Annotated in this window: 21 protein-coding genes; 4 read left to right on the top strand and 17 right to left on the bottom strand. The window is 62.3% G+C overall.

Annotation, left to right across the window (positions count from 1 at the left end):
* Positions 1-175: 175 nt before the first annotated feature.
* From tssK to AD670_RS03740, 11 genes are all read right to left on the bottom strand, one after another.
* Positions 176-1507 (bottom strand): type VI secretion system baseplate subunit TssK, encoded by a 1332-nt coding sequence (gene tssK / locus AD670_RS03790; protein ID WP_053128586.1) that lies wholly within the window; start codon positions 1505-1507, stop codon positions 176-178.
* Positions 1508-1545: 38 nt separating this feature from the next.
* Positions 1546-3507: a type VI secretion system Vgr family protein gene (locus AD670_RS03785; protein ID WP_053128486.1), complete on the bottom strand. Its 1962-nt coding sequence runs from the start codon at positions 3505-3507 to the stop codon at positions 1546-1548.
* A 36-nt stretch (positions 3508-3543) separates the two neighbouring features.
* On the bottom strand, positions 3544-6165 hold the full coding sequence (gene tssH / locus AD670_RS03780; protein WP_053128485.1) for a type VI secretion system ATPase TssH: 2622 nt from the start codon (positions 6163-6165) through the stop codon (positions 3544-3546).
* The gene (gene tssG, locus AD670_RS03775) at positions 6158-7177 is read right to left on the bottom strand and encodes a type VI secretion system baseplate subunit TssG (RefSeq protein WP_256243858.1); all 1020 of its coding nucleotides are present in this window, start codon (positions 7175-7177) and stop codon (positions 6158-6160) included. Before tssG ends, tssH begins: the two co-directional genes overlap by 8 nt.
* Positions 7162-9039 (bottom strand): type VI secretion system baseplate subunit TssF, encoded by a 1878-nt coding sequence (gene tssF, locus AD670_RS03770; protein WP_053128482.1) that lies wholly within the window; start codon positions 9037-9039, stop codon positions 7162-7164. Before tssF ends, tssG begins: the two co-directional genes overlap by 16 nt.
* Positions 9036-9554: a type VI secretion system baseplate subunit TssE gene (gene tssE, locus AD670_RS03765; protein ID WP_053128476.1), complete on the bottom strand. Its 519-nt coding sequence runs from the start codon at positions 9552-9554 to the stop codon at positions 9036-9038. The genes tssF and tssE overlap by 4 nt, the downstream gene beginning before the upstream one ends.
* Positions 9555-9618: 64 nt before the next feature.
* On the bottom strand, positions 9619-10101 hold the full coding sequence (locus AD670_RS03760) for a type VI secretion system tube protein Hcp (RefSeq protein WP_053128475.1): 483 nt from the start codon (positions 10099-10101) through the stop codon (positions 9619-9621).
* Positions 10102-10132: 31 nt separating this feature from the next.
* Complete coding sequence (tssC, locus tag AD670_RS03755) at positions 10133-11623, bottom strand: type VI secretion system contractile sheath large subunit (RefSeq protein ID WP_218187622.1); 1491 nt, start codon at positions 11621-11623, stop codon at positions 10133-10135.
* 88 nt (positions 11624-11711) lie between these two features.
* Complete coding sequence (gene tssB, locus AD670_RS03750) at positions 11712-12212, bottom strand: type VI secretion system contractile sheath small subunit (protein WP_053128470.1); 501 nt, start codon at positions 12210-12212, stop codon at positions 11712-11714.
* 38 nt (positions 12213-12250) lie between these two features.
* Positions 12251-13285, bottom strand: a complete 1035-nt coding sequence (tssA, locus tag AD670_RS03745; RefSeq protein ID WP_053128469.1) for a type VI secretion system protein TssA — start codon at positions 13283-13285, stop codon at positions 12251-12253.
* A 252-nt stretch (positions 13286-13537) separates the two neighbouring features.
* Positions 13538-14362 carry an arylamine N-acetyltransferase gene (locus AD670_RS03740; RefSeq protein ID WP_053128468.1) on the bottom strand — a complete coding sequence of 275 codons (825 nt, stop codon included), beginning with the start codon at positions 14360-14362 and terminating at the stop codon, positions 13538-13540.
* A 120-nt stretch (positions 14363-14482) separates the two neighbouring features.
* On the opposite strand from AD670_RS03740, the gene AD670_RS03735 reads away from it, so the two are divergent.
* Entirely contained in the window at positions 14483-14719 is a 237-nt protein-coding gene (locus tag AD670_RS03735) for a DUF6555 family protein (protein ID WP_053128467.1), read from the top strand.
* Between the two features lie 31 nt (positions 14720-14750).
* On the opposite strand, the gene AD670_RS03730 is transcribed toward AD670_RS03735, so the two are convergent.
* Both AD670_RS03730 and AD670_RS03725 read right to left on the bottom strand, forming a co-directional pair.
* A complete protein-coding gene (locus AD670_RS03730; protein WP_053128466.1) occupies positions 14751-14951 on the bottom strand; it encodes a DUF6021 family protein in 201 nt (66 codons plus the stop codon).
* Between the two features lie 12 nt (positions 14952-14963).
* A complete protein-coding gene (locus tag AD670_RS03725) occupies positions 14964-15143 on the bottom strand; it encodes a hypothetical protein (RefSeq protein ID WP_053128464.1) in 180 nt (59 codons plus the stop codon).
* 134 nt (positions 15144-15277) lie between these two features.
* On the opposite strand from AD670_RS03725, the gene AD670_RS03720 reads away from it, so the two are divergent.
* Positions 15278-15799: a DUF3087 family protein gene (locus AD670_RS03720; protein WP_053128462.1), complete on the top strand. Its 522-nt coding sequence runs from the start codon at positions 15278-15280 to the stop codon at positions 15797-15799.
* Between the two features lies 1 nt (position 15800).
* Here AD670_RS03720 and AD670_RS03715 read toward each other — a convergent pair whose 3' ends face one another.
* From AD670_RS03715 to AD670_RS03705, 3 genes are all read right to left on the bottom strand, one after another.
* Complete coding sequence (locus AD670_RS03715) at positions 15801-16934, bottom strand: MFS transporter (protein WP_053128460.1); 1134 nt, start codon at positions 16932-16934, stop codon at positions 15801-15803.
* Positions 16935-16991: 57 nt separating this feature from the next.
* Entirely contained in the window at positions 16992-18359 is a 1368-nt protein-coding gene (locus AD670_RS03710; RefSeq protein WP_053128458.1) for an MFS transporter, read from the bottom strand.
* Positions 18360-18479: 120 nt separating this feature from the next.
* Positions 18480-19343, bottom strand: coding sequence for a Dyp-type peroxidase (locus tag AD670_RS03705; protein ID WP_053128456.1), 864 nt, complete (start codon positions 19341-19343; stop codon positions 18480-18482).
* 152 nt (positions 19344-19495) lie between these two features.
* On the opposite strand from AD670_RS03705, the gene AD670_RS03700 reads away from it, so the two are divergent.
* Positions 19496-21112, top strand: a complete 1617-nt coding sequence (locus AD670_RS03700; protein WP_053128454.1) for an NADP-dependent glyceraldehyde-3-phosphate dehydrogenase — start codon at positions 19496-19498, stop codon at positions 21110-21112.
* A 49-nt stretch (positions 21113-21161) separates the two neighbouring features.
* Positions 21162-22223, top strand: coding sequence for an FUSC family protein (locus AD670_RS03695; protein WP_053128453.1), 1062 nt, complete (start codon positions 21162-21164; stop codon positions 22221-22223).
* A gap of 10 nt (positions 22224-22233) precedes the next feature.
* Here the strand turns inward: AD670_RS03695 and AD670_RS03690 are convergent, their stop codons facing one another.
* Complete coding sequence (locus AD670_RS03690; protein ID WP_053128451.1) at positions 22234-23994, bottom strand: hypothetical protein; 1761 nt, start codon at positions 23992-23994, stop codon at positions 22234-22236.
* Positions 23995-24209 lie beyond the last annotated feature (215 nt).

The following is a 24209-nucleotide window of genomic DNA, read 5'->3' as shown; positions in this document are numbered from 1 at the left end:
CGGGCTTGCCCCGCGTTGGGCTGCGCAGCAGCCCCAAAAACTGCCGCCCTCAAACGACCTGACACACCGCAGCGGCTTTACTGGGGCCGCTACGCGTCCCAACGCGGGGCAAGCCCGCTCGCCACAGGTACAGGGTTCTCCCTGGACTGAACGGCATTAAAGGCAGCCCCCGCCGTCAGTTGCGAATCGCCCAGAACTGTATATCCAGTCCCGGAAATGCCCCGGCGATATGCAGGGCAAAGCCCGCCGACTGGCTGAGCAACTGCCAATACTCGCTGGCGCGATCCAGTTCAAAATATGTGGCGCCTGCATGGAACGGCAATTGCCGTGGCGCGACCGGCAGCGCGAGCAAACCGATCCCCGGCAACTGCAGGTTGACCAGGTCGCGGATCTTCTCCACCGAGCCGATCTTGACCTGACGCGGAAAACTGTCGCGCAGGCTGTCAGCCGGTATTTGCGCCTGTACCGCCAGGATGAACGTCGCCGAACTCAGCAGTTCCTTGTCCGCCAACACCGCCACGCGAATGCCGAACTGGCGCTCTTCCAACGCGATGGCAACCGCGCGCACATCCGTGAGGGTCGACAGCGTGCGACGCAGGTCATCAATCACCGGGGTAAAGGTTTCGGCAAGCGCGGTATGACGGTAGACCGGGTACGTCGCCGCGCGTTTATCGGAGCGGGTAAACGTTGCCAACTCCCCGGCCAGGCTGGCGAGGTCGCGGTACAACTGCTCGGGGTGCAGGCCAGTCATCAGTGACAAGTGGCGCACCAACGGCACGCTGCGATTCAGCACCTGCAGCAACAGGAAGTCCGCGATGTGCGTCTCCCCACTGCCATCAGCGCCAATCAGGCGCATAGCCAGGGCTTCGCCCCGCTGCTGCAACAGCCCCAACAGTTCATCAATACACCGCCCCAACGGCTCGGCGACGCGAATGTCCAGGCACGGCGGGCAATAATCGCGGTCGAGCAGCACACTGTTATCCGCGCGTTTCTCCACCACGCGGGCGATGCCCAGGGTGGTATGGGCGTCAGCCACGTCGCCTGCAAATGCCAGGCGCAGTCGCAGTTTACCGACGTTCATCAGCGCACTGCTGTCCAGGCCATTGCTGTCCCAGGCTTCGTATTCAACGCTGCGATGGCGGGCGAAATTTTCCCAACCCGGATCGTCGTCCACTTCCACCCCGCCGGGACGCAGGCTGGGCAGCGCCAGCACCACGTTCAGGTCGCGGGCATCGGCAGGGATGTCCAGGGGCAACGGCATCTCATCGGTGAACGGCAAGCCCATCGGCGTGCCATCCGGGAATACCCCGTCACAGGACAGCAAGGCCAGTTTGCCCAGCGCCAGTTGCTGCCGGTCGATTTCCAGTGTGGAAAAGCCCCACCCATAGGCGCGCAACCGACCGACCCGCGCTTCCAGTTGGGCCTGCAGGAAACGGTCATGTTGTTGCAGATGCTGGGGCTGCAACAGCATGCCTTCGGACCAGACCACTTTGTTATTCCAAGCCATAAACTTCCCACTGGTGCGGACGCGCCCGCTGCAGAACATTACTGGCCATCGTCGGCCTCCTTGGGCAGTTGCGGTACGCCCGCAGGACCGGTAGCAGCCGACTGCGCCAGCGCCGTGGCGGCCATACCGGCCGCTGGCGAGGGTACGGGGGCGACCGACGCGAGGATCCCGCCCGGCGTGATGTTGAGGCAGGTCGAGCCGACTTTCAGGGTGATGCCCGCACCCGCCTCGATCACCACATTCATGCCGCCTTTGATATACACGTCGGTACCGGCGCTGACGCCTGTCTTCAACGCACCCGCGAGGATCATGTCGGCGCCGGCAGTCATCGAGAGTGCCCCTTCGACTTTCTCGTTGCGAGCCCCGCCGACTGACGAGTGCCGGTCACCGCCGACCTGCTCGCACAGATCCTTGTCGACCTTGGTATGACGGTCGCCGCCCACCCACTCCAGGGAGTCCTTGAGCACGCGCTGATCGAGGTTGTTCTGCGCGTGCAGGAACACCTGTTCAGCGCCTTTCTTGTCGTCGAAGCGCAGCTCGTTGTAACCACCGCCGCCCTTGGACGAGCGACTCATGATCGTTGAGCGTGTGGCATGTTCCGGCAATGCATACGGCGGCAGGGTGTCGGCGTTATACACGCTGCCGGTGACCAGCGGCCGGTCGGGGTCGCCCTCAAGGAAGCTGACCACCACCTCCTGGCCGATACGCGGCAGATACAGGCTGCCCCAGCGCTTGCCGGCCCAGCCCTGGGCCACGCGGATCCAGCACGAACTGTTTTCGTCACGCTGGCCCTCGCGGTCCCAGTGAAATTGCACCTTGATGCGCCCGTATTTGTCGGTCCAGATGTCCTCGCCCTCTTTGCCCACCACGATGGCCGTCTGTGGGCCGTGCATCAGCGGCTTGCGCGCCAGGCACGGCGCGCGGAATGGTTGTTGGCACGACAGCGCGACGAACTCACAGGTGAACAGCGGAGCGCGATCGTCCGCTGGGGTCGGTTCATAGGGGGCCGAAGACACGCTATAGCGCGCCTCCAGCACCAGAAACTCGGCGTTCTGCTCACTGCGCGGGTGCTCAACAAGGGTCATCAAGGCACCCGGAAACAAGCCGCGCGCGCCGGTGGCCGCCGTGACGCGACAGGTGCCGACATGCGCGGATTCGATCAGGCTCCGGGCGTAGGTTTCGCCGTGCTTGCGCTCGGTGTACTGGCCTGGATAGTCATATCGCTCATGGCGCGACTGCGGATAATCACCGGCCAGGGTCGACTTGGCGAGCAGGTTGGCAGCCGGCCGTTCAAAGTCGAAATCCTGCAGGGTGTAGCCGCCTGGCGCCACCTCGCCGCTCATGCGCCAGTCATAGATCACCTCGCTGTGGCGGATGGCAGGGTCGTCACTCGGCCTGAAGCGCACCTGCGCGTAGCCCGGCGCCGGTGAATGAGCGCCATAAGAATCGGCCAGCACCATGGTATGACGCCCGGCCGCACTCTTGAAAAAGTAGTAGATACCCTCCCGTTCCATCAGCCGACTGACGAAGTTGAAGTCGCTCTCGCGGTATTGCACGCAGTAGGTCAACGCCGGGTAGCTGCCGCTCAGGCCCGAGGTGTCGACGTCGGCGATGCTATAGGGTGCGAACACCTGCTTGAGGATCTGCGGCACGCTCAGTGCCTGGAATATCCGACAGTCGCTGGCCAACGTCAGGAACCACAACCAGGGGCGCACTACCGCCGTATAGGTCGCATAGCGGCCTTGGCAACCGGTCACCGAAAAGTGGCTGACGTGCCCGCTGAAGTAGCGGCTGCCGCCTGTGGGCAGGTCCACCGCAACGGTCATCGGAGTCGCCAGCAGGTCGTTGATATTCAAGTCGCCGCGCTCACTGTACAGCTCAAGCGTGTACTCGCTGAGTTGCGACAACCCTTCGAACGCCTGCATGCGCCGAAACAGCAGCACATCGACAGGCAATACGCTGGTGACCTGGATTTCGCGGTGGGTTTGGGTCGCGGGCATGGGTGCCACTCCTGTCATCAATGAAAAAGCGGCTCACTACTCGAACCGGTAACCGAACTGAGCCCCCTCTACCGTGACCGCCACACAGGCGGCCGGTGGCCCAGTGAGCAGACGGCTGAGCATCTGCGCGCTGATGGTCGGCAGGATGGAATGGGTCAGAATCGCGTCAATCATCCGCCCACCGCTCTCCAATTCGGTGCAGCGGCTGGCGATCAACTGCACCACGTCATCGCTGTAAGTGAATGGGATTTTGTAGCCCTCGGTGATGCGCTGCTCGATCCGCCCCAGTTGCAGGCGGATGATGCGCGCGAGCATGGCGTCGCTCAGCGGGTAGTACGGGATGACCACCAAGCGCCCGAGCAGGGCCGGCGGGAACACCTCCAGCAGCGGCTTGCGCAGAGCCTTGGCTATGGCGTCCGGCGCAGGCCGGGTGTGCGGATCGCGGCACAGGTGGCTGATCAGGTCGGTGCCGGTGTTGGTGGTGAGCAGGATCAGGGTGTTCTTGAAGTCGATGATTCGACCTTCGCCGTCCTCCATCCAGCCCTTGTCGAACACCTGGAAAAACACCTCGTGCACATCCGGGTGAGCCTTCTCCACCTCGTCCAGCAGCACCACGCTGTAGGGTTTGCGCCGCACGGCCTCAGTGAGCACGCCGCCTTCGCCATAGCCCACGTAACCGGGCGGTGCGCCCTTGAGGGTGGAGACGCTATGGGCTTCCTGGTACTCGCTCATATTCAGCGTGATGACGTTCTGTTCGCCGCCATACAACGCCTCGGCAAGGGCCAGAGCGGTCTCGGTCTTGCCCACCCCGGAGGGGCCGGCGAGCATGAACACACCGACCGGTTTGCCAGGGTTGTCGAGGCCGGCGCGGGAGGTGTGGATGCGCCGTGCGATCATCTCCAGCCCATGGTCCTGGCCAATGATGCGCTGGCCCAGGCGTTCTGCCAGGCGCAGCACGGTTTCGACTTCGTTCTTGACCATGCGCCCCACGGGGATGCCGGTCCAGCCCTGCACCACCGCGGCCACGGCGTGTTCGTCGACATTGATCAGCACCAACGGGTGTTCACCTTGCAAGGCCGCCAGGTGCTGCTGCAACTGGCGCAGCTCTACCAGGCCGGCGGCGCGGTCGTCTGACTCGGCGAGTTGGTTGCGCAGGCGCTGGATCTGCGCCACCACCGCCAACTCGTTGGCCCAACGTCCTTGCACTCCATCCAGGCGCTCGCGCTCGGTCGCCAGCAACGCCAGGACCGAAGCTCGGCGACTGGCAGTGTCCACGCCCATGGCGGTTTCACGTCCGATGATCCCAAGCTCGGTTTCCAGGGACTCGATACGTCGGCGACTGTCATCCACCTCAGCCGGGGTGGCATGCAGGCTGACGGCGACACGGGCGCAGGCGGTGTCGATCAGGCTGACCGCCTTGTCGGGCAACTGGCGCGCCGGAATATAACGGTGGGATAGGCGCACTGCCGCTTCCAGCGCCGAATCGAGGATCTGCACCTGATGGTGCGCCTGCAGGGTGTGGGCCAGGCCCCGCAACATCAGCAACGCTCGGCTTTCATCCGGCTCATCGACCTGCACGGTCTGGAAGCGCCGGCTCAACGCCGGGTCTTTTTCGATGTGTTTTTTGTACTCGCTGAAGGTGGTTGCGCCCAGGGTACGCAAGCTGCCACGGGCCAACGCCGGCTTGAGCAGGTTGGCAGCATCGCCGGTCCCGGCGGCGCCACCCGCACCGACCAGGGTGTGGGTTTCATCGATAAACAGCACCACCGGTTGTTCGCTGGCCTGAACCTCATCGATGACCGAGCGCAGGCGTTGTTCAAACTCGCCTTTCATGCTCGCGCCGGCCTGCAACAGCCCCACATCGAGCGCCAGCAAGCGCACGTCCTTGAGGCTCGGCGGCACGTCGCCGCAGGCAATGCGCTGGGCAAACCCTTCCGCCACGGCGGTTTTGCCCACGCCCGCCTCGCCCACCAGCAACGGGTTGTTCTGGCGGCGGCGCATCAAGATATCGATGACCTGGCGGATCTCTTCATCGCGTCCGACGATGGGGTCCATGCTGTTCTGGCGCGCTTGCTCGGTGAGGTCGACGGTAAAGCGCTGCAAGGCTTGCAAGCGGGTGGGTGCCAGTGCGCCAACCGCCTCACCCGGTACCTGGCATCCGTCGCTGGCCGTCATCTGTGCCTCAGGCGAGCCCTGGAGCAGTGCGCCAAACTGCGCGCTGAGGGCTTCGATGCTGACCTTATGGAACTCGCGGGACAGCCCATACACACCGTGGCGCAAGGCCGGGGTTTTCAGCAGTGCCAGCAGCAAATGACCTGAACGCACCTGGGACTCGCCCAGCATCAACGTTGCATAGACCCAGGCACGCTCGACGGTTTCCTCGACCTGGGAGGACAGGTCCGTGACCGACGTCGCCCCCCGTGGCAAGCGGTCGAGGGCGGCGGTGAGGTCGCGGTCCAGCACCGCCGGATCAATGCCGTAATGGCGGATCAGGCGCAGCAGGTCCGAGTCGGTCAGTTGCAGCAACTGTTGCAACCAATGCACCACCTCCACATACGGGTTGCCCCGCAGTTTGCAGAAGACGGTGCTGCTTTCAATCGCCCGGTAGCACAGGCTGTTGAGCTTGCCGAAAAGCGCGACGCGACTGATATCAGCCATGGACAGGTCCTTGCGAGAAAAATGCGGTTCGAGGATTGATCAGCAATTGCCGATCATCCCTACGGGGCGTCCTGCTGCTCAGCCAACTGGTGCGGCCCAATCGCGTGGAGCCCAGGCGAAAGCGCGGCAGGTGGCGTTTCTTGACGATCAGGTTGACGTCCCAGTCCATCGCCAGGCCAACGTACTGGCGCACCCAGTCCTGCAGACGTTGCAGGCTGTCCCCACCGGGCAGCAGGCGGCGGGTCTGCGCCAGGTCCAGGGGGCCGATCAGCAGGCGAAACTTGTGCTGGGCGTTCCAGACTTTCCTGCCCAGGACCGTGGCCTGGCCGAGTACAGCCGCGTCGGGGCCGCTGCGCAGGGTGCACAGGCCGTCGTCGGGCAAGCTCATCCAGTGGCCGACAAATTGCTCGACCTGCACCGGTACGCCGAGGTAGTCGCCAAGCAATGCCGCCAAGCCCTCGGCATTGCGCGTCTGCGGTCCCAGGCGTCCGGCGAAATGCAGCTTGGCGACATCCACCACACCATCACGCGCCTGCAGCGACGGCATGCCGATGCCGATCAATGCGCCCAAATAGCCGGCGAAGCGATCTGCGCCCGGTCGGTCCAGGCTCACCGTCGGCTGTGCACTCGCCCAGGCGCGGTAGAACAGGCTGATCATGCGGTGATGGAACACGTCGCAAAACGCCGCCAGCGTGGGGTCGTTGAGGTTGCGTTGCCGATCGCGGATGTATTCGGTGAGGTGCGTCGGCAAGGGGCCATTGGCGCCCAGCAGGCCGAAGAAATTCAGCAGCAGTTTCGGCGTGGCGCCCGGGACCAGGCCGGCAATCATTGCCGGCTCGAACGCCAGCGACGGATGCTGGCCGAAACGCACCGCCTCATCCGCCGGGCGCGTGGCCTGGCCGATGCGCGGCAGGTGTGCAAAGGCGCACTCCAACTGGCGCAAGGCGGTGTAGAAATCAAAACGCGCCGGGTGCGCTTCAAGGGCACTGAGCAGGGTCAAAGGATCTCGCATCTGCCCACCCGCGCTGGCCACTGCATGATCACGCCACGTGCCGTGCTCGTGATCCGCGTCTCGGTGAAGGCGTTGAGCGACACGTACTTGGCAAAAAACTGTTCCAGAACCGAGCCCAGCACCCAGGCGCCCGTGCCCTCGAAGGCCGCTTCATCCACGCTCACGCTGATCTGCAAGCCCCGCCCATAGGTGACGGGCCCCGGCAACGGCAGGCGCCGCACGATGCTCACGGCGGTCACGGCGCGCAGGCCGTCGATCTGTTTATGCGCGACGGCGTCGTCGACACGGCAATACAGGCGCAGCAGGTCACGCAAGGCGACGGCGCCCTGCTCCGCGTCCTGGTCCAGCAACGACAGGTAGTTGAGGGATAAATGGCTGACCAGGCGCCAGGCGGTTTCGCCCTCGACGAACGATGGCGCCGGCAACGTGGGGCCCGCCACACATCGCACTGACTGCAGCGGCGCAGCGGATTCGGTGCTGAAGTCGGTGCGACCAGTGCCCACCGGCATGCTCAGCACCAGGTCGCGGTTGCTGCACAGGGCGTCGATGCCCAATTGGCGCAGGTCACTGCGGTACGGGGCTTGCCCGCCGTCCACCAACGATACAAACAACTCGCTGCCCACATAGCTGGAGCGCTGGCCGCGACTGCGCTGTTGCTCGGACAAGACCCGCGTGTCGCGCCGTACCTGGTAGTAAGCACGCGGCGGCGTGCCCCCATGCAGGTCATTGGCGCGGTAAAAGGGTTCGAAGGTCTGGCTGGCTTCGGCGCCACTGCCATAACCGGTCACCGCTTGAATCTGGTGGATCTCGTAATCCATCGGCCGCGTGCGGTCGGGGTTGACGTGGTACTCAGGGCATTGCTGGGTCAGATGCACGCGCTCGGTACGCATCGGGAACAGGTTGATCACCGGCGTGCAATACAGGGCGAAATTGGCCGCACTGAGGTTTTGCTCCAGCAGCGGGTCCACCTGTTTGAACAACACGATCACATCCAGTTGCTCGGTCGTGCAGCGGCTGACACTGGGGCCCAACCCTACGATGTCGACGAACATGAAGCGTTGCGGCAGGGCGAAGTATTCCTGCAACAACCGATAGCCCTGGAACGAACGTGGCCCGCAGGGCAACAAGGCTTCGCTGTCGCTATAGCCGGCACTGCGCAGCGCACTGTTGGGCAGGATCTGGTGCCAGGGCACAGGCGCTTGCACAGGCATCGCCAACACACCCGCCGCCTGGGCCAGCAGCTGTTCCAGGACGCGCGACGGCATGGCGTCGCCACCTCGCAGGTGCAACGCCAGCGTGTCGAGGGACAGGTCGCTGAACCTCAGGCCAGCCCCCACGCTCAGACGCAGGCGCAGGGCGGCCTTGACCGTGCCGAGGCGCGACAGGTCGACCCCGGCCACGTGCGTGCCGCAGGCGAAGTAACGCGCCTCGACCAACGCCACCGGCCACAGGGTGACCTCGTGGGCCGTGCGAAACTCGCAGGCGGTCTGGTCAGCCTTGCCCAACTGGCTGTGCAATGCCGTGTTGCGCGGCACTTTATAGCCAGCGACCAGGTTGCCTTCGCCCATGTCCGGCTGCAGTTGCACGACCGCCATCGATGGCGTCGGCGCCAGGTAGTGCGGGTAGACCAGCTCCAGCAGGTGATGGGTAAACTGGGGGAATTCGGCATCGATCTTCAATTGCACCCGTGCGGCGAGGAAGCTGAACCCCTCCAACAGCCGCTCCACATAGGGGTCGGCACAGGCATAGGTTTCCAGCCCCAGGCGGCCGGCCACCTTGGGGTAGTCGCGGGCGAATTCACCGCCGACTTCCCGCAGGTGGGCCAGCTCACGCTCGTAGTAGCGCAACAATTTTTCGTTCACCGTACGCCCCTTGTCTCAATATCAAAGATCCGCGCTTCACCTGCTTCGAGGTCGAGTTCGGTCTTCAGGTACAGGCGTTCGGGCAACGGTTGGCCCCAAAGCTCGCCATGAATTTCAAAGGCCATCTGGTTGGGACTGGTGAGTGTGCCTGCGGGAGCAACCGGCACCACACGCAGGCTGTCGCGCAAAATCCGCGGTTCGAAATCCCGGATCGCCTGGCAAATGCGCCGCCCCAATGCTTCACGGTCCAGGCCGGCGGCGGTTTTTCCAGCCAGATCGGGCAGGCCGAAATTGACCACTGATTGCCCCGCCAATGGCGACTCACTCAGATCACGGACGCTGCCCAGGCTGGTGCTGTTGAGCAGCCATCCCAGGTCGCGCAGTACCGCCCTGCGCAAGCCGCGCATGGACAAAATGCGCTGGTCGCGAGGCTCTGCGACCTGCTCGGGGTAGTCATCGCTCAAGCGATCGAGCAAGGACGGCTGCAAGCGTTCGAGACTGGTCAGTTCAGCCATGGCGAGAGACCTCTTATCGACGGTGCGGCGGGCGGACTGACGCGCCCGTCCGCTGGCATCCGAATCAGATTTTTTCCTTATTCGTTTCCAAGTCCCACTGCTTCGGCGTACCACTGATCACGCTTTTACCCTCGAAGGTGTCGACCGTATAACTGATGGTGATGAAGCTGATGGAAAGGGTTTCGACCGGGCGCTCGCCGTTACTGCTGGCCGAGTAGGAACTGATGATCGCGTCGCCCAGGATGAGCTTGAGGAACACCTGTGTGTTTTGCTCCGGGGTGCCCGTATGGATAAAGTGAATCTCGGCATCGCCCAGGCTCCCGCCGCGCAGGGACTGCATAAACAGGTCAGGCGAGGCCTGGTCGGTGGCCCTAGTCAGGGACATCTCCGAGAACGACGGGGTGCTGGGGCTACGGTCTGCGCGGCAAACGTTGGAAATCGCCCGGCCAACGCTCATATGGAGTGCGTCGATGGTGATCCACTCGTTGTGACCGTCGACCTTGGCAGTGCCTTTGATTTTTTTATCTTTGAAGTTCAGCAGGATCATGGTGAGTACCTTTCAGGGTTGAACAGCTGTGTTATGACGCTTTAGTGGAGGGCAGCCTGGAGACCAACCGCAGGGATACGGTCAACCCTTCAAGCTGGTAGTGAGGTCGCAGGAAAAATTTGGCGCTGTAAAAGCCGGGGTTGCCATCCACCTCTTCCACCACCACCTCGGCACCGGCCAGCGGCTTGCGCGCCTTGTCGGCATCGGTGGCGGTCGCCGGGTTACGCTCCACGTAGCGACCGACCCAGTTGTTGAGCCAGGTCTGCATGTCGTCGCGCTCTTTGAACGAACCGATCTTGTCGCGCACGATGCACTTCAAGTAGTGAGCAAAACGGCAGGTGGCAAACAGGTAGGGCAGGCGCGCGGCCAGGTGGGCGTTGGCAGTGGCATCCGGGTCGTCGTACTCCGCCGGTTTATGCAGCGACTGCGCACCGATAAAGGCGGCCAGGTCGCTGTTTTTTTTGTGCACCAGCGGCATGAAACCGTTCTTGGCCAGCTCCGCTTCGCGCCGGTCGCTGATGGCGATCTCGGTCGGACAGGTCATGTCCACCCCGCCGTCATCGGTCGGGAAGGTATGCACTGGCAAGCCCTCCACCACACCGCCGGATTCGATGCCGCGAATCTGCGAGCACCAGCCGTAGTGTTTGAACGAGCGATTGATGTTCACGGCCATGGCGTAGGCCGCGTTGGCCCAGGTGAAATCCTTGGCGTCAGCGGCATCGGTGGTTTCTTCAAAATCGAAGTCTTCGACCGGATTGCTCTTTGCACCGTAAGGCGCACGGGCGAGGAATCGGGGCAAGGCCAGGCCTACGTAGCGCGAGTCTTCACTGGCGCGCAGGCTGCGCCACGCCGCATGTTCCGGGGTCTGGAAGATCTTGGTCAGGTCACGCGGGTTGGCCAGTTCCTGCCAGGACTCCATGAACATCACACTGGGGTCGGCGGCAGTGATCAATGGGCAGTGCGCGGCGGCGCTGACGCGGGCAATCTGGCTCAACAACTCGACGTCCGGCGCACTGTTGTTGAAGTAGTAATCGGCGACAAAGGCACCGTAAGGCTCGCCGCCGAACTGACCGTATTCCTCCTCATACAGCTTCTTGAAAATCGGGCTCTGGTCCCAGGCCACCCCTTTGAACTTGCGCAGGGTTTTGTGCACCTCGGCCTTGGAAATGTTCATCACCCGAATCTTCAGGGACTCATCGGTCTCGGTATTACTCACCAGGTAGTGCAAGCCACGCCAGGCACTTTCCACGGCCTGGAACTCCTCGTGGTGGAGGATGTGGTTGACCTGCTCGGTGAGCTTCTGGTCAAGGCTGGCGATCAGGCTTTCAATGGTGCCCATGACGTCATGGGACATCAGTGGCGTGCCCAGCAGCGCCTGTTCAGCCAGGGTGCGCACGGCGCTTTCCACGGCATCCCGGGCCCTCTCGGTCTTGGGCTTGAATTCTCTTTGCAGCAGGCTGGCAAAATCGCCGGCGTCGAAGGCCGTGGCCGCCGTTGCCTGGTCTGGCTGTTCCGATTGCATGGTGGACATGACGGTATCCTTGAAATTTGGGCAACAGCGTCCCCATGCCGGGGCAAACGGGGCACCGGCAGAGTCGACAGTCAGTCAGTTATTCGGGTTGTTGGGGGGTCGCGCACAGGGTTTTCATCAAGCCGGGATCGCTGAGCACAGTGGCCAGCAGTTCCTCGGCGCCCACCTTGCCGTCCATGTAGGTCAACAGGTTCGACAGCTGGCGACGTGCGGTCAGCAACTGGTTGAGGCTCGGCACCTTGCTGGCGATGGCACCTGGGGAGAAGTCGTCCATGCTCTCAAAGGTCATCTCCACCGGCAGGTTGCCGTCGCCCGTGAGGGTATTGGGCACCTGGAAGGCCACCCGCGGCTGCATGGATTTGAGGCGTTCGTCAAAGTTGTCGACATCGACCTCCAGGAACTTGCGCTCGGCCACTGGCGGCAAGGGCTCTGCCGGTTTCCCTGAGAGGTCTGAAAACACCCCCATCACAAAGGGTAATTGCACGGTTTTTTCCGCGCCGTAGATCTCCACGTCGTATTCGATCTGGACGCGGGGCGCACGATTGCGGGCGATGAACTTCTGACTGCTTTCTTTGGCCACGGAACGGGCTCCGGTAAGTGGAGTGGGTAGGTAAACGTTCAGTTGTCGCTGTGGTGAATGCCGCTGACCTGCGCCAGTTGGGCGAGACCGTCGGGTGCGAGGTCTTGCAGCAACTCGATGAAATTCTTGTCGATCAGTGTCTTTGCCCGTTGCAGCAGGTACGGCACTGGGCTGGCGGGTTCGTGGGCATGAAAATAGCTGCACAGCCGGTCGATGACCTCGCGTGCCTCCTCGCGGCTGCGGATCTCAGCGTACGGGGGTTTCGGGGCGGCCACGGCTGGCGTTGCGACAGCGGCCGCAGCGGCCTCCTGCGGCGCAGGATCGAGCAGGAACCGGCTGACTATTTCAGCGGCACGGCGCAACGGTGCGGCCAAGCCATTGAAGTCGATGGCGCGGTCCACGCCGACTTTTTCCGTCAACCATTGCTCAATCTGCACGCTGTGCGCCAAGGCCTCGGTCAGCGCGGCGTGAACGGCCCGCAACGGTTGCGCATCGGTATCGGCGAACGCCCCTTCGATCATCGCCAGGCTCGGATGACCGCCCTCGCCGCCGGGTGCGCTCATGGCCAGATCGACCAGCCGCAAGCTGACCGCGCCGATCCCACGGGCGTTGATCAGCGGCGCATCCAACACATCACACACCAGGCCGTTGGGCGCGCACAGAAACGCGAGGATATTGATGCGCAGCAGCGGGTCGTTGCCATCCTCCGGGTCGAGTCTTGGGTACAGGCCGTCCCAGCAGTTGTTCAGCAACCCCTGCACCAGCCCCAGGCCAGCGGCCAAGCCTGCGAAGGCGTGCAGATTGAGTTGAGCGCGCGTGGCCCAGATGGCCAGGCGCAGGTCGCGGCTACGCTCCATCATCGGCAATGCCAGCGCCATTACGCGCTTCCAGTCCGGGTCGATGGCCTGGGTAAGCGTATCGCCGTACTGCACCTCGGGTTTACCCAGGGTCTCTTCTTCCAGCGCGAAGAATTGCGCCGAATATTCGAAATTCTGGCCACCGCCATCGGCCTCGCCCAGGGGCAAGGACAACCGGGTGAAATCCAGTGATTGAGCGTCGGCAGGCAACCCCATGCTGTGTCCCTCGTGCAAATTGCTCTGGCTGTAGAGCAATGCGTCGAGAGGTTGAATCCAACGGTTCAGAAAAACTGAGCCGGTTGGAGCCCATCGCTATGCCTACGGCCGAAAATGATCAGCGTGGGCGGATTTATATAGCGCTAGGCTTACACGCGAATGCAGGCAGTATCATGGCAGGGCGTAGGAATAAGCTGCGAATACCGGGCTTGTGGATTAAGGGCGCACACGCCAAAACACTGCTGCCTACCTTTAGGTCGGCCACCCATCGACAAATGCGTCCTCCAGTGTCGGATGGGTCGGCACGCGGAGACCGAAGGTGTCGCGCAGCAGTACCCGCAGTTCTTGCGCATTCTTCAACACGCGCTTTTCGCTGGGCTGATCCAGGCAGTGGATCGCGTAGTGGGCGTTGTTCAAGGTATGGCGCTTACCGGGCGCCAGCAGCGCGACTTTCAATTGCCCCAGGAACGGCGAAGCCGGGTGGGTCGAGACGTACCAGTTGCCGATTTCGTAATCGATGGCCGCCTGCACTTGCAGGTCGAACACATACAAGCCACGCCATTCTCCCGCGACCTCGGCCCATAAGGTGTAGCTGCCCTCCTGCTGATTGAATGCCAGGCGATACGGCTCATGGGCCGTGGCCTGCACGGCCTCGGTGTCCAACCGCAACGGACTGCTCGGCACCATGCCGCCAAAGCCGACGTCGGTGATGTAGCGCACGCCTTCCAGGGTCACCAGGCTCAGGCGGTGGGTGCGCGCGGTGCGTGCGTCCGGCAGGCCGCCCATCACCACCCGCCCGGTAATACCGCGCGCGTCGAAGCCCAGTTCCTGCAGCAGCGCCAGGAACATCTGGTTCAACTCATAGCAATACCCACCGCGCCCATCGAACAAGACTTTCTGCTCGACGCTGGGCAAGTCGATGGGCACCGGCAGGCGCAGCAGGGTCGACAGGCTTTCAAAGGCGAAGGTGCACACATGGCGCAGTTGCAAATCCCGCAGGGTCTGCAGGGTGGGCGGTGGCGGCGACTCGTAACCCAGGCGTTGCAGGTACAGACGGCTGTGGTTCAGGAGGGTCATGGCGCGATCCTTGGGCGCAAGAGGAATGCGGCACTATGCCGCGCCGGCATGCAGATTGTCATTTTGAATGAACCTTTTTAAACCGTTTCCTATCCATCTATAACAAGACAGGGAGGCAACATGAGTACCGCAAAAATCTACACCATCCACTACCAACTGCACGGCCAACCGAAGTCCTTTGTGGTGCGTGCCGAAGTGATGAACAACGCCGAGGCCTGGCACTGGGCAGCCGTTGACGCTGACATTGCGCATGTCAGCCGTATCGGCCGGGTTGGCCATGAGCAGGTGAAAAAAACCACTCGCCCGTGGGCCGAGAAATACGGCATTACCGAAGTCACCTGGACACCGCCCAGATAAACAAAAGCCCCGCTCATTGGCGGGGCTCAGCTCATTTCTTCAAGTCGCCCAACGGATCGTAGGGCGGCTTTTTTTTCGCCTCATCCTTGTCCTTTTTATCCAGCGGGGCGATGGCCGGACCTACCGGATCAACCTGCGGATCAGCTACATCGGGCGAGTCCGGATCAAATCCCAGCTCATCCGTGCCGCTGGCGTGTTCGTTGGAGGGGGGGCCATCCGAGCGCTTGTTCATCACGGTCTCCTGTTATAGCGGGCGAGCTTTGTCGTGGAGGTTTTCCAGGTCTTCTTCGACGCGCTGCGCGTCATCCTGTTCGTCACGCTCTTTCGGGTCATTGGGGCGCAAGGCATCGTTGTCGCGCTCTTCTTCACCGGGGGTGCGATCCGGGTCGGGTGTACCGGGCGGGGGCTGCTTGTATTCGGGCATGGTGGTTCACCTCAAAGGGACTACACCGGTTTAGAGAAACTGCCACAGATCATGGTTCAACTTGATTGCCCCACCGCTGACCGCTGGCCATGAGAAGATGCCTGCCCCTACCCCGCCCTGGAGAACTGGACCGGATGTTCGAGCTCAAACCCTGCGACCCCGTCACCTACCGCCAACAGACCCGGCGCAGCACGCTGATCGTGGCCGTGCTGTTCATGGCGTTGGCCATGCTGCTGTCGAGCCTGGCGGTGATGCTGTTCGGCGAACCCGGCGGTGATAACGTGCGCTTCAATGTCGGCGGCGTATTTGCCGGGGTGTTGATTACCCTCGCCCTGGTGCGCGGCCCGTTCTGGACCCAACCGTGGCTGGCGGCGGCCGTGTATGGCTGGCAGCTCAAGCGCAACCTGATGCGCGTGACCAATGTGATGCACACCGTCACCGAGCGTGTGCAAGCGAATGATCCGACGGCCATGAAGGTGCTGCGGTTCTATCACCTGGGCCTGACGCAGATGCACGCCCTGGACGCCAATTCCAGCGCCCAGGCGCAGTTGGTGGGGGAAATCGAAGCTCATCAGGCGAAGATGCACGCGCTGGGGATCGACACCGAGCAACGCCGTTTTGATCCCGCCTGGCTGGAAACCTTGAAAAGCGCGTAAGTCAGTCTGCAGCCACGCGAGTGCGCCAGCAGAACACCGCACTCACCGCAATCGCCGCCCCTGCCACGCCAAACACCAGGGGCGCCGAGGCCACGGGCAATAGCAGGCCCGCCAGCAGTGGCCCGAGGCCCGCGCCGATGTCACGCCATACCGCATTGGACGCCAGGGCCGACACTCGCATCGAACCGGGGTTGCGCTCGGCGACCAGGGTGGTTACCAGGGGCAGTTGCAGCGCGCGCAGCACCAACACCGCCGCCGCACCGACGATCACCCAATAGCTGCCGAACGCCGTCAACGCCAAGGCACTCAGGAACGAAAACAGCAACAGCATCGAGGTGGCGCCAAAGCGCTGGGCCGCGTGGCCGCCCAGGGGACTCAAGAGCATTTCCGAGACATAACGCAGCGCCATCAAGCCGCCCGCGATCAGCACCGCGTCGCCGCCGAGCAGCTTTTGCGCCTGGATCGACAGACCGAAAATAAACAGTCCATCCAGCGCCACGCCTTCGATAAACGACCACAGCGCCACGCTGTCGGGCCATTTGAAGCGACGTCCCGGGGTGCTGTGCAAATCATGCGCGGCGCTGGGCAGGCTGCGCGCCATCCACAGCCCCACCAGGCAACAGCCGGCGAGGATCACAAAGATCGGACGTGGCCCGGCCCACAGCGTCAGCCAGCCACCGAACGGCAACGCCAGCATCGGCCCCCAGGCAATCAAGGCCCGCGAACGCCCGGCCCGGCGCGCGGCGCCCTCCGGCTCGGAGGTGGCCAAGACCTGGGTCGACAGGTTCAACGCGGCGAAACACAGGCCCCACACCAGCCGCAGTCCCAACAATGCGGCAAAGCCCGACAGCACCGAATTGCCCAAGGCGCATAGGGTGGCGGCGCCGGCGGCGATCATGCAGGTCAGGCGATCACCGTTACGCGCGTAGAAATTCAACACATGCCGGTAGCCGAAAATCCGCACCAGGCGGTTGGCCGCCAGCAATACTCCGGCCTGGGCCAGCGTGATGCCGAAGGCCTGGGACTCCATGGGCAGCAGCAGATAGAGCAACACGTCACTGGGCAAGCATAACGCCAGGGTCAACGCAGCGCGGCGGGAATGGGTATCAGCAGTGCGGAGGGCCAGGCTGGACATAAATCTGAAACATCCCGAAATATTCAGGTCGCCACGGTAGCCCTCCCATCGCAGGTTTTACAACGGCTTTTTCCCGTAGGGCAGTAAACGCAAGCCACTGGCCACGGCGCCCACCAGCGCAAACCCACACCCCAGCCACAGCGCATACTGCGGACCACCGCCAAGGGACAGGTGAAAACACAGCGCCACCAACGACGCCCCCAGCGTCTGCCCCAGCAACCGCGAAATCGCCACGATGCCGCTGGCCCCGCCGCTGCGCGCCAACGGTGCACTGGTCATCAAGGCCTTGAGGTTGGGCGACTGGAAGAAGCCGAAACCGGCACCGCACAACGCCATGCGCCAGCCAATATCGAAGGCCGATGCACCGTTGCCCAAGGTTGCCAACGCGGCCATCCCCACACTCAACATCAACAGCCCGATACCGCACAGCAGGCCCAGGGACACACGGTCAGCCAGGCGCCCAGCGACCAGCGCCATCACCGCCACCACCGCCGGCCACGGCGTCATCAGGAACCCGGTTTCCACCTGGCTATGCCCCAGCACCGCCTGCAACAGAAAGGGCAGCGACACAAAAGCCAGGCCCTGGGCGCTGAAGGCGCAAATGGCCGTGAGGGAAGACAAGGCAAACACCGGCCGCTTGAACAGATCCAAAGCCAGCATCGGCGCCGGGTGCCCGGCCTGTCGGCGCAGCAGCAAAGCGCCACACACCAGCGCCACCGCAATCAAGCCCAGGGTCAACGCCCCCTGCGCACCATGCACCGCCGTGCCCAGCCCCAGCACCAGCAAGGCGAACAAGCCGGCACACAGCATGGCCGCGAGGCGGTCGAAGGCATGCCCGGTCATCGGCAGGGTCGGCAATGAGCGCAGGCCCAATGCCAACGCCAGCAAACCCAACGGCACATTGATCAGATACAGCCAGTGCCAGGTCGCCACCGACAGAATCGCCGAAGCGGCGGTCGGCCCCAGGGTAAAGGCCAGTCCCACCACCAGCGAGTTATAGCCCAGGCCACGCCCAAGCATTTTTGACGGGTAGATATGCCGCAGCAAGGCTGTGTTGACACTCATGATCGCCGCCGCCCCCAACCCCTGCACCACTCGCGCAGCGGTCAGGGTCACCAGCGAACCGGCCAGTCCGCAAAACAGCGACGAGACGATAAACAGCAGCAAACCGCCGAGATAGACCCGGCGGTGGCCCAGCACATCACTGAGCGACGCAAACGGCAGCACCGTGGCGATAATCGCCAACTGATAAGCGTTGACCACCCAGATCACCGAGGCGGAATCGGTACCAATCCCCTCGGCCAAGGTCGGCAATGCCGTGTTGACAATGGCCGTGTCCAGGGTCGCCATGCCGATCCCCAGGGAAATTGCGATCACGGCTGGCAGGCGTTTATTGAGGGGGAGCCCATCGGCAACAGAAGACATGAACAATCCGGACAGGGTGGCGAAGGCGTCTAGATTACGGGCAGATGGGGATTTTTTCAGTGGGGGATTGCGTGGCTGTCCGAATTTTCATGTTCAGCCACGATTACCAGGCAGAGACGCTCAGCCTGCCAGCACACTCAGATCCAGCCGCCCAGCGAGGGTCGGCGGGCACCAGTAGTAACCACCGGTCAACGGCGTGCTGATGCGGTACAAGCCATCGACAATCCCGTCTTCCAACCCGCTCATGCGGCGCAGTTGCGCTTCGAACGCGTCGAAGGAATGGCCAAATGCAAGGAACATCAACCCGGCCTGGCCGTTTTCGGCCCAGGGCATCGAGCGGCGTACCACGAAGGCTTCCGGGCTGAAGCTTTCCTGGGCAGTGCGTTTGGTGTGGGCGGACTCGGGGGCGTCTTCCAGCTCTTCGTTGTCGCCATGGCGGCGGCCGATGATGTGGTCGCGTTCCTGGGCGGGCAACGCGGCGAAGCCATCGAGGTCGTGTTGCCATTGCTGGATCGCGGCGAAGCTGGCGCCGCTGTCGGTCAGGGCGGCTTCAACGGCGGCGTCGTCGCGGGGGTTTTCGGTGCCGTCTTCGTAGTCGGTGAGGTCGAAGCCGGTCTTGTAGCGGAAGCCTTCGGTCGACTGTACCAGGCGAAACGCCGGGGCCAGGGCCTTCTCGAAAGCGCGGCTGCGCAACAATAACTCGCCGCGATCAACGCCATGCAGCCAGACCCACAGCGCCTGCTGGGTAGACGGGTTGTGTGCGCCCGGCGCGCTCACGGTTGGAAAGCTGCGCAAGCCATCAACCGTTGCACCCAGCGCGTTTACCAGCGGCTCGCCAAACCCGACCACTGCCGCCGAATCGGTCAACTGCACCAGTGCGTCCAGCGCAGCGGGCACGGCTGCCAGGGTGTCCACGGCAAAAAACAGATGGCGTGCCTGCAAAGGCACCGGTGCGGCAAGAATGCCCGGCTGGTACTGACTCATGTGAACTCCTTCAAGAAAGGCGCGCAGTCTACTATCTCGAAGAGCAGGCCACACGCCCCGTGTGCGTACTGCAAAGCGCACAAGCCTTGCCATAGAGCCCTGTGTTGGGTGACTCTCTAGTCATGTTTTGTAACTACTTCAGGGGAAGTGACATGACCACCAGCAACCTGCTCGCCCAGCTGTTTCCCACCAGCGTTGCCGATATTCCCGAGCAATACCGCCTGGCGGCGCCCATCGAACAGCGTGATTACCTGGTGGACGGCCAGTTGCAGGTGTGGAACGGCCCCTTGGCCCAGGTGCAGAGCCCGGTGCAATTGGGCGACCGCCGCGTAGTCATCGGCAGTACGCCGTTGCTGGACGCCGAGACCGCCCTCACCGCCCTCGACGCCGCCGTGCGCGCCTACGACCGTGGCCAGGGGGAATGGCCGACGATGCGCGTGGCAGACCGCATCCAGCATGTCGAAGCGTTTTTGCGGCGTATGCGCGAACAGCGCGACGCGGTGGTCAAGCTGCTGATGTGGGAGATCGGCAAGAACCTCAAGGACTCGCAGAAAGAGTTCGACCGCACCTGCGACTACATCACCGACACCATCAATGCCCTCAAGGAACTCGACCGCCGCAGCAGCCGCTTCGAGCTGGAGCAGGACACCCTCGGGCAAATCCGCCGTGTGCCCCTCGGCGTGGCGCTGTGCATGGGCCCCTACAACTACCCGCTCAACGAGACGTTTACCACGCTGATCCCGGCGCTGATCATGGGCAACACCGTGGTGTTCAAGCCGGCCAAGCTCGGCGTGTTGTTGATCCGTCCGTTGCTGGAGGCGTTCCGCGACAGCTTCCCGGCGGGGGTGATCAACGTGATCTACGGCAGCGGCCGCGAAACCGTCAGTGCATTGATGGCCAGCGGCAAGATCGACATCTTTGCCTTTATCGGCACCAACAAAGCCGCCAGTGACTTGAAAAAGCTGCACCCCAAGCCACACCGCTTGCGTGCCGCCCTGGGCCTGGATGCGAAAAACCCTGGCATCGTGTTGCCCGAGGTGGACCTGGACAATGCCGTCAGCGAGGCCGTCACCGGCTCGTTGTCCTTCAACGGCCAGCGCTGCACCGCGTTGAAAATCCTGTTTGTGCATGAGGACGTGGTCGATAGCTTTATCGAGAAACTCAACCGCAAGCTGGAGACCCTCAAGCCCGGCATGCCCTGGGAAGACGGCGTCTCACTGACACCGCTGCCGGAAATCGGCAAGGTCGATTACCTCAACGGGCTGGTGGCCGATGCGCAACAACATGGCGCCCAGGTGGTGAATGCCAATGGCGGTACCAGCCGTGGGTCGTTCTTCTACCCGGCAGTGCTGTACCCGGTGAACCCGCAGATGCGCGTGTACCACGAGGAACAGTTCGGCCCGGTGGTGCCCATCGTGCCCTACCGTGACCTGGACACGGTGATCGAGTACGTACTCGACTCGGACTTCGGCCAGCAATTGAGTATTTTCGGCACCAACGCCGTGGAAGTCGGGCGCCTGGTGGACACCTTTGCCAATCAGGTCGGCCGCATCAATATCAATGCCCAGTGCCAGCGCGGGCCAGACACCTTCCCGTTCAACGGACGCAAGAACTCGGCCGAGGGCACGTTGTCGGTACATGACGCGCTGCGCGTGTTTTCGATCCGCACCCTGGTGGCCACAAAGTTCCAGGAGAGCAACAAGGCGCTGGTCAGCGATATCCTGCGCAACCGTGACTCAAGCTTCCTGACCACCGACTATATCTTCTAAGCACATTTGGATTGTGCACCTCTCCAACACCGAGGCCACTTTAGTACTGATGAACCTGCCACTCTTCGCCCGGCGCCTGCTGCGCCCCTTGCTCGACCCGTACCGCCGCTATCGCCACGCCAAGCTGATCCACGCCGTGCGCGTGTCCATCGGCTTGCTGGCGACGATCCTGCTGACCACCGGCATCAACCTGCCCCACGGTGAATGGGCGTCGGTGACCATGCTGATTGTGATCGGCGGCTTGCAGCACCACGGCAATATCGGCAAGAAAGCCGTGGAACGCGCCTACGGCACCTTGATCGGCGCCAGCGTCGGCTTGTTGCTGGTGGTGCAACAGGCCTACTTCGGCCAGCCGCTGCTGACCTACCTGCTGATGTCGGTGGTGTGCGGGTTCTTTTCCTATCACGCCATCGGCAAGGGCGGCTACATCGCACTGCTGTCGGCGATCACGGTGTTTATCGTGGCCGGACACGGTGACAATCCGATCTCGGATGGCTTGTGGCGCACGGTCGACATCCTCATCGGCATCGTGTTGGCCCTGGCCTTCTCCTTCGCCCTGCCGCTGTATGCCGTGTACTCGTGGCGCTACAACCTGTCCAGCGCGTTGCGCGACTGCGCTGCGATCTATAGTCGGATCATCAATGGCCAGTCGGTCACCGATGATGAGCACCTCAAGGTGCTCAACCGCTTGAACGCCGCCATGCTGCAATTGCGCTCGCTGATGCCGTCGGTGTCCAAGGAAGTGCGGATTTCCATGACCGAACTGGACGCCATCCAACGGCATCTGCGCATGTGCATCAGCACCCTGGAGATTCTCGGCAACACCCGCCCGAACCCTCGGGATGAACAGGCGATGGCGCGCATGCAGGTGATGTTGAAAGCCGAACACCGGCAGATTCGAGTGCAGTTGGTGGGGATGGCACGGGCATTGAAGTCGGGGGTCACGGAGCGGCTGGAGCGACCCAGCCCTATCGGCGGCGGCGAGCCCATGCTGGATGCGCCGGTTTACAGTGCGCTGGATGGGTATCGATTGTTGACGGTGCAACTGGCGGCGAATGTGGACGCGATGCGCCAACGGCTGGCGAAGAGCGCCAGCCACTGGAAAATCTGACCGAGCGGCCTCAAACAATATGCAAGGGCGTGGTCAGGGAGTAGCGCTCAGGCAAGTTACCTCGCTTGAGGGTGTAGTAGAGCGAAGTATCTTCGCCCCGGTTGGGCTCCACGTCGCGCGGCAATACGTCAAAAGACAGGGCAACACCGGGGATATTCACCTGTTTGAGCAAGTCCACGCTGTGCACACCATTGATGTGCAACGCTATCCAATCGCCGAATTCCACATCGTTGAATGGCGCGTCAACCGGCGTACCAAACGGCGAAACGCTGTCCAGATGGAGAACGCCATCCGGCGCATCGCGAGCGATCGGTGCGGGCATATCCGCTTCCAGTTCACCGACTTTCAGCACACGGCGCAAAGACTCACGCGGCCTTTCGCCTTCCTTGGCCGCCGTATAGAACAGTTCAGTCAGGCGTCCTTTGAATCGGCGCAGATCCTTCCCGTCAAGCACGACATCCAACTGCTCCTCGCCCGGTGGAATATCACCCAGTACGATACCAATGCTGTGTTCCACCGTGCCGCCCGTATCACTGGCCAGCAGCTTCACTTCCAGCGCTTCAAATGATCGCCAACCGTCTTGTATCGGTACGTGGATCGTCGCCTCGGGGAGATCCGGGTCAATTTGGCCATCCAACTCTCCCTCTACGGTGGGTGACTTCCACTGCCGGATTTCACCTTCGACGATCACATGCCGGTAGTTTGAACGCGCAGATGTCCCTTCAGGACCGTCAAGCGTGTAATAGACAATCGCACGGCCCTTGGCAATTGCACTGACCAAGCCATTGGGCACTTCAAAGTAATGGGATTTGGCACCTGCTATTGCTCTGGTTTCCGAGTGCGGAACAGATGCACCATCTTCCGCCGTACCGACCCAAAACATATGGATATGGGTGTAGAGCAGCGCATCATTCGTTGTCACATAGCAACCAACCTCTACAGCGCCATTGCCGATATCTGCAAGGTCGATCTTAGAGTCGACCGGTGGGTATTGAATCCAGGGCGAGTCCATACGTTGACTGTCAGCATGCACGTCCACACGCGAAACCACTGACCAACGCGCATTCTCATCGGGCAGGTTTCCGGTATTCCCCGTCACTGTCATTGCCACGGGAAGCGTTTCGCTGTCACCGGCTGCACGAATCATCTCTGGAGTGACTGTGAGGATTATGTCGTCATTAACTTCTTCCGGCTGAACCAGATGATCAATTTTTTCTGACCCCCAAACCAGCGTAAGAAGGTCATAAGCCCCCATGTTCTGCCACTTGCGACAAGTGACCAGAACCCCGACCTTGGCTTTTTTTTCACTGACCCCTTCGAGTGCCACGTCCGGTTCAAGCTCAAACACCAGCCCGCGATGCCCGTCTTCCGTTGGCTCGGGAGCCTTGCCGCCGGGTCTCTGCAGGTTGACTCTGAGCCGCAGTGGTAGTGTTTGCTGAGGCGGCGCATTGCTCGGGATAATTCGGCAATACACCGGGTCGGCCCAGCGCTCACGGATGACGTTAACGGGTACCGTAATAGGGAAACGGGTGCGCGGTGGGTCGCCAACACGAACCAGATGAAAACCTACCGGATTTGCTCCCTGCCACATCAGCTGGAACGTGGTACCCGCAGGCACTGGCGAGGCATAGTTCACATGAACGACGAGGTCACGCGTGACATGCAGACTGCCAAGCCCGCCATCGGCGCCCTCCACGTCATCTTCAATACGAGGAAACATCAACGGAATATCTACCGGCTCCAGCTGATGTTTTTGTTTGACTGAGGTCATTTAAGCGGCTCCTGTTAATAAGCATCGCATTCCACTTTCAGCGGCTGAACATTGTGGAAATCAAATACCCAAACGAGGAAATCGCCTACTGTCAGAATTAACAGGTACCGACGAAAGGCAGCCGGGCGGCTGACAGTCGCTATTTTTTCGCCTCTAACTTTCCCTTACATATTTTTCACGTTTTATTCACATCCCGAGACGTAGGGTGAAGCCTC

This window comes from Pseudomonas sp. MIACH (assembly GCF_001269925.1).
Classification (GTDB): domain Bacteria; phylum Pseudomonadota; class Gammaproteobacteria; order Pseudomonadales; family Pseudomonadaceae; genus Aquipseudomonas.
Note: the sequence above shows the minus strand (reverse complement) of the source record. Positions and strands in the feature narration are given on the sequence as shown.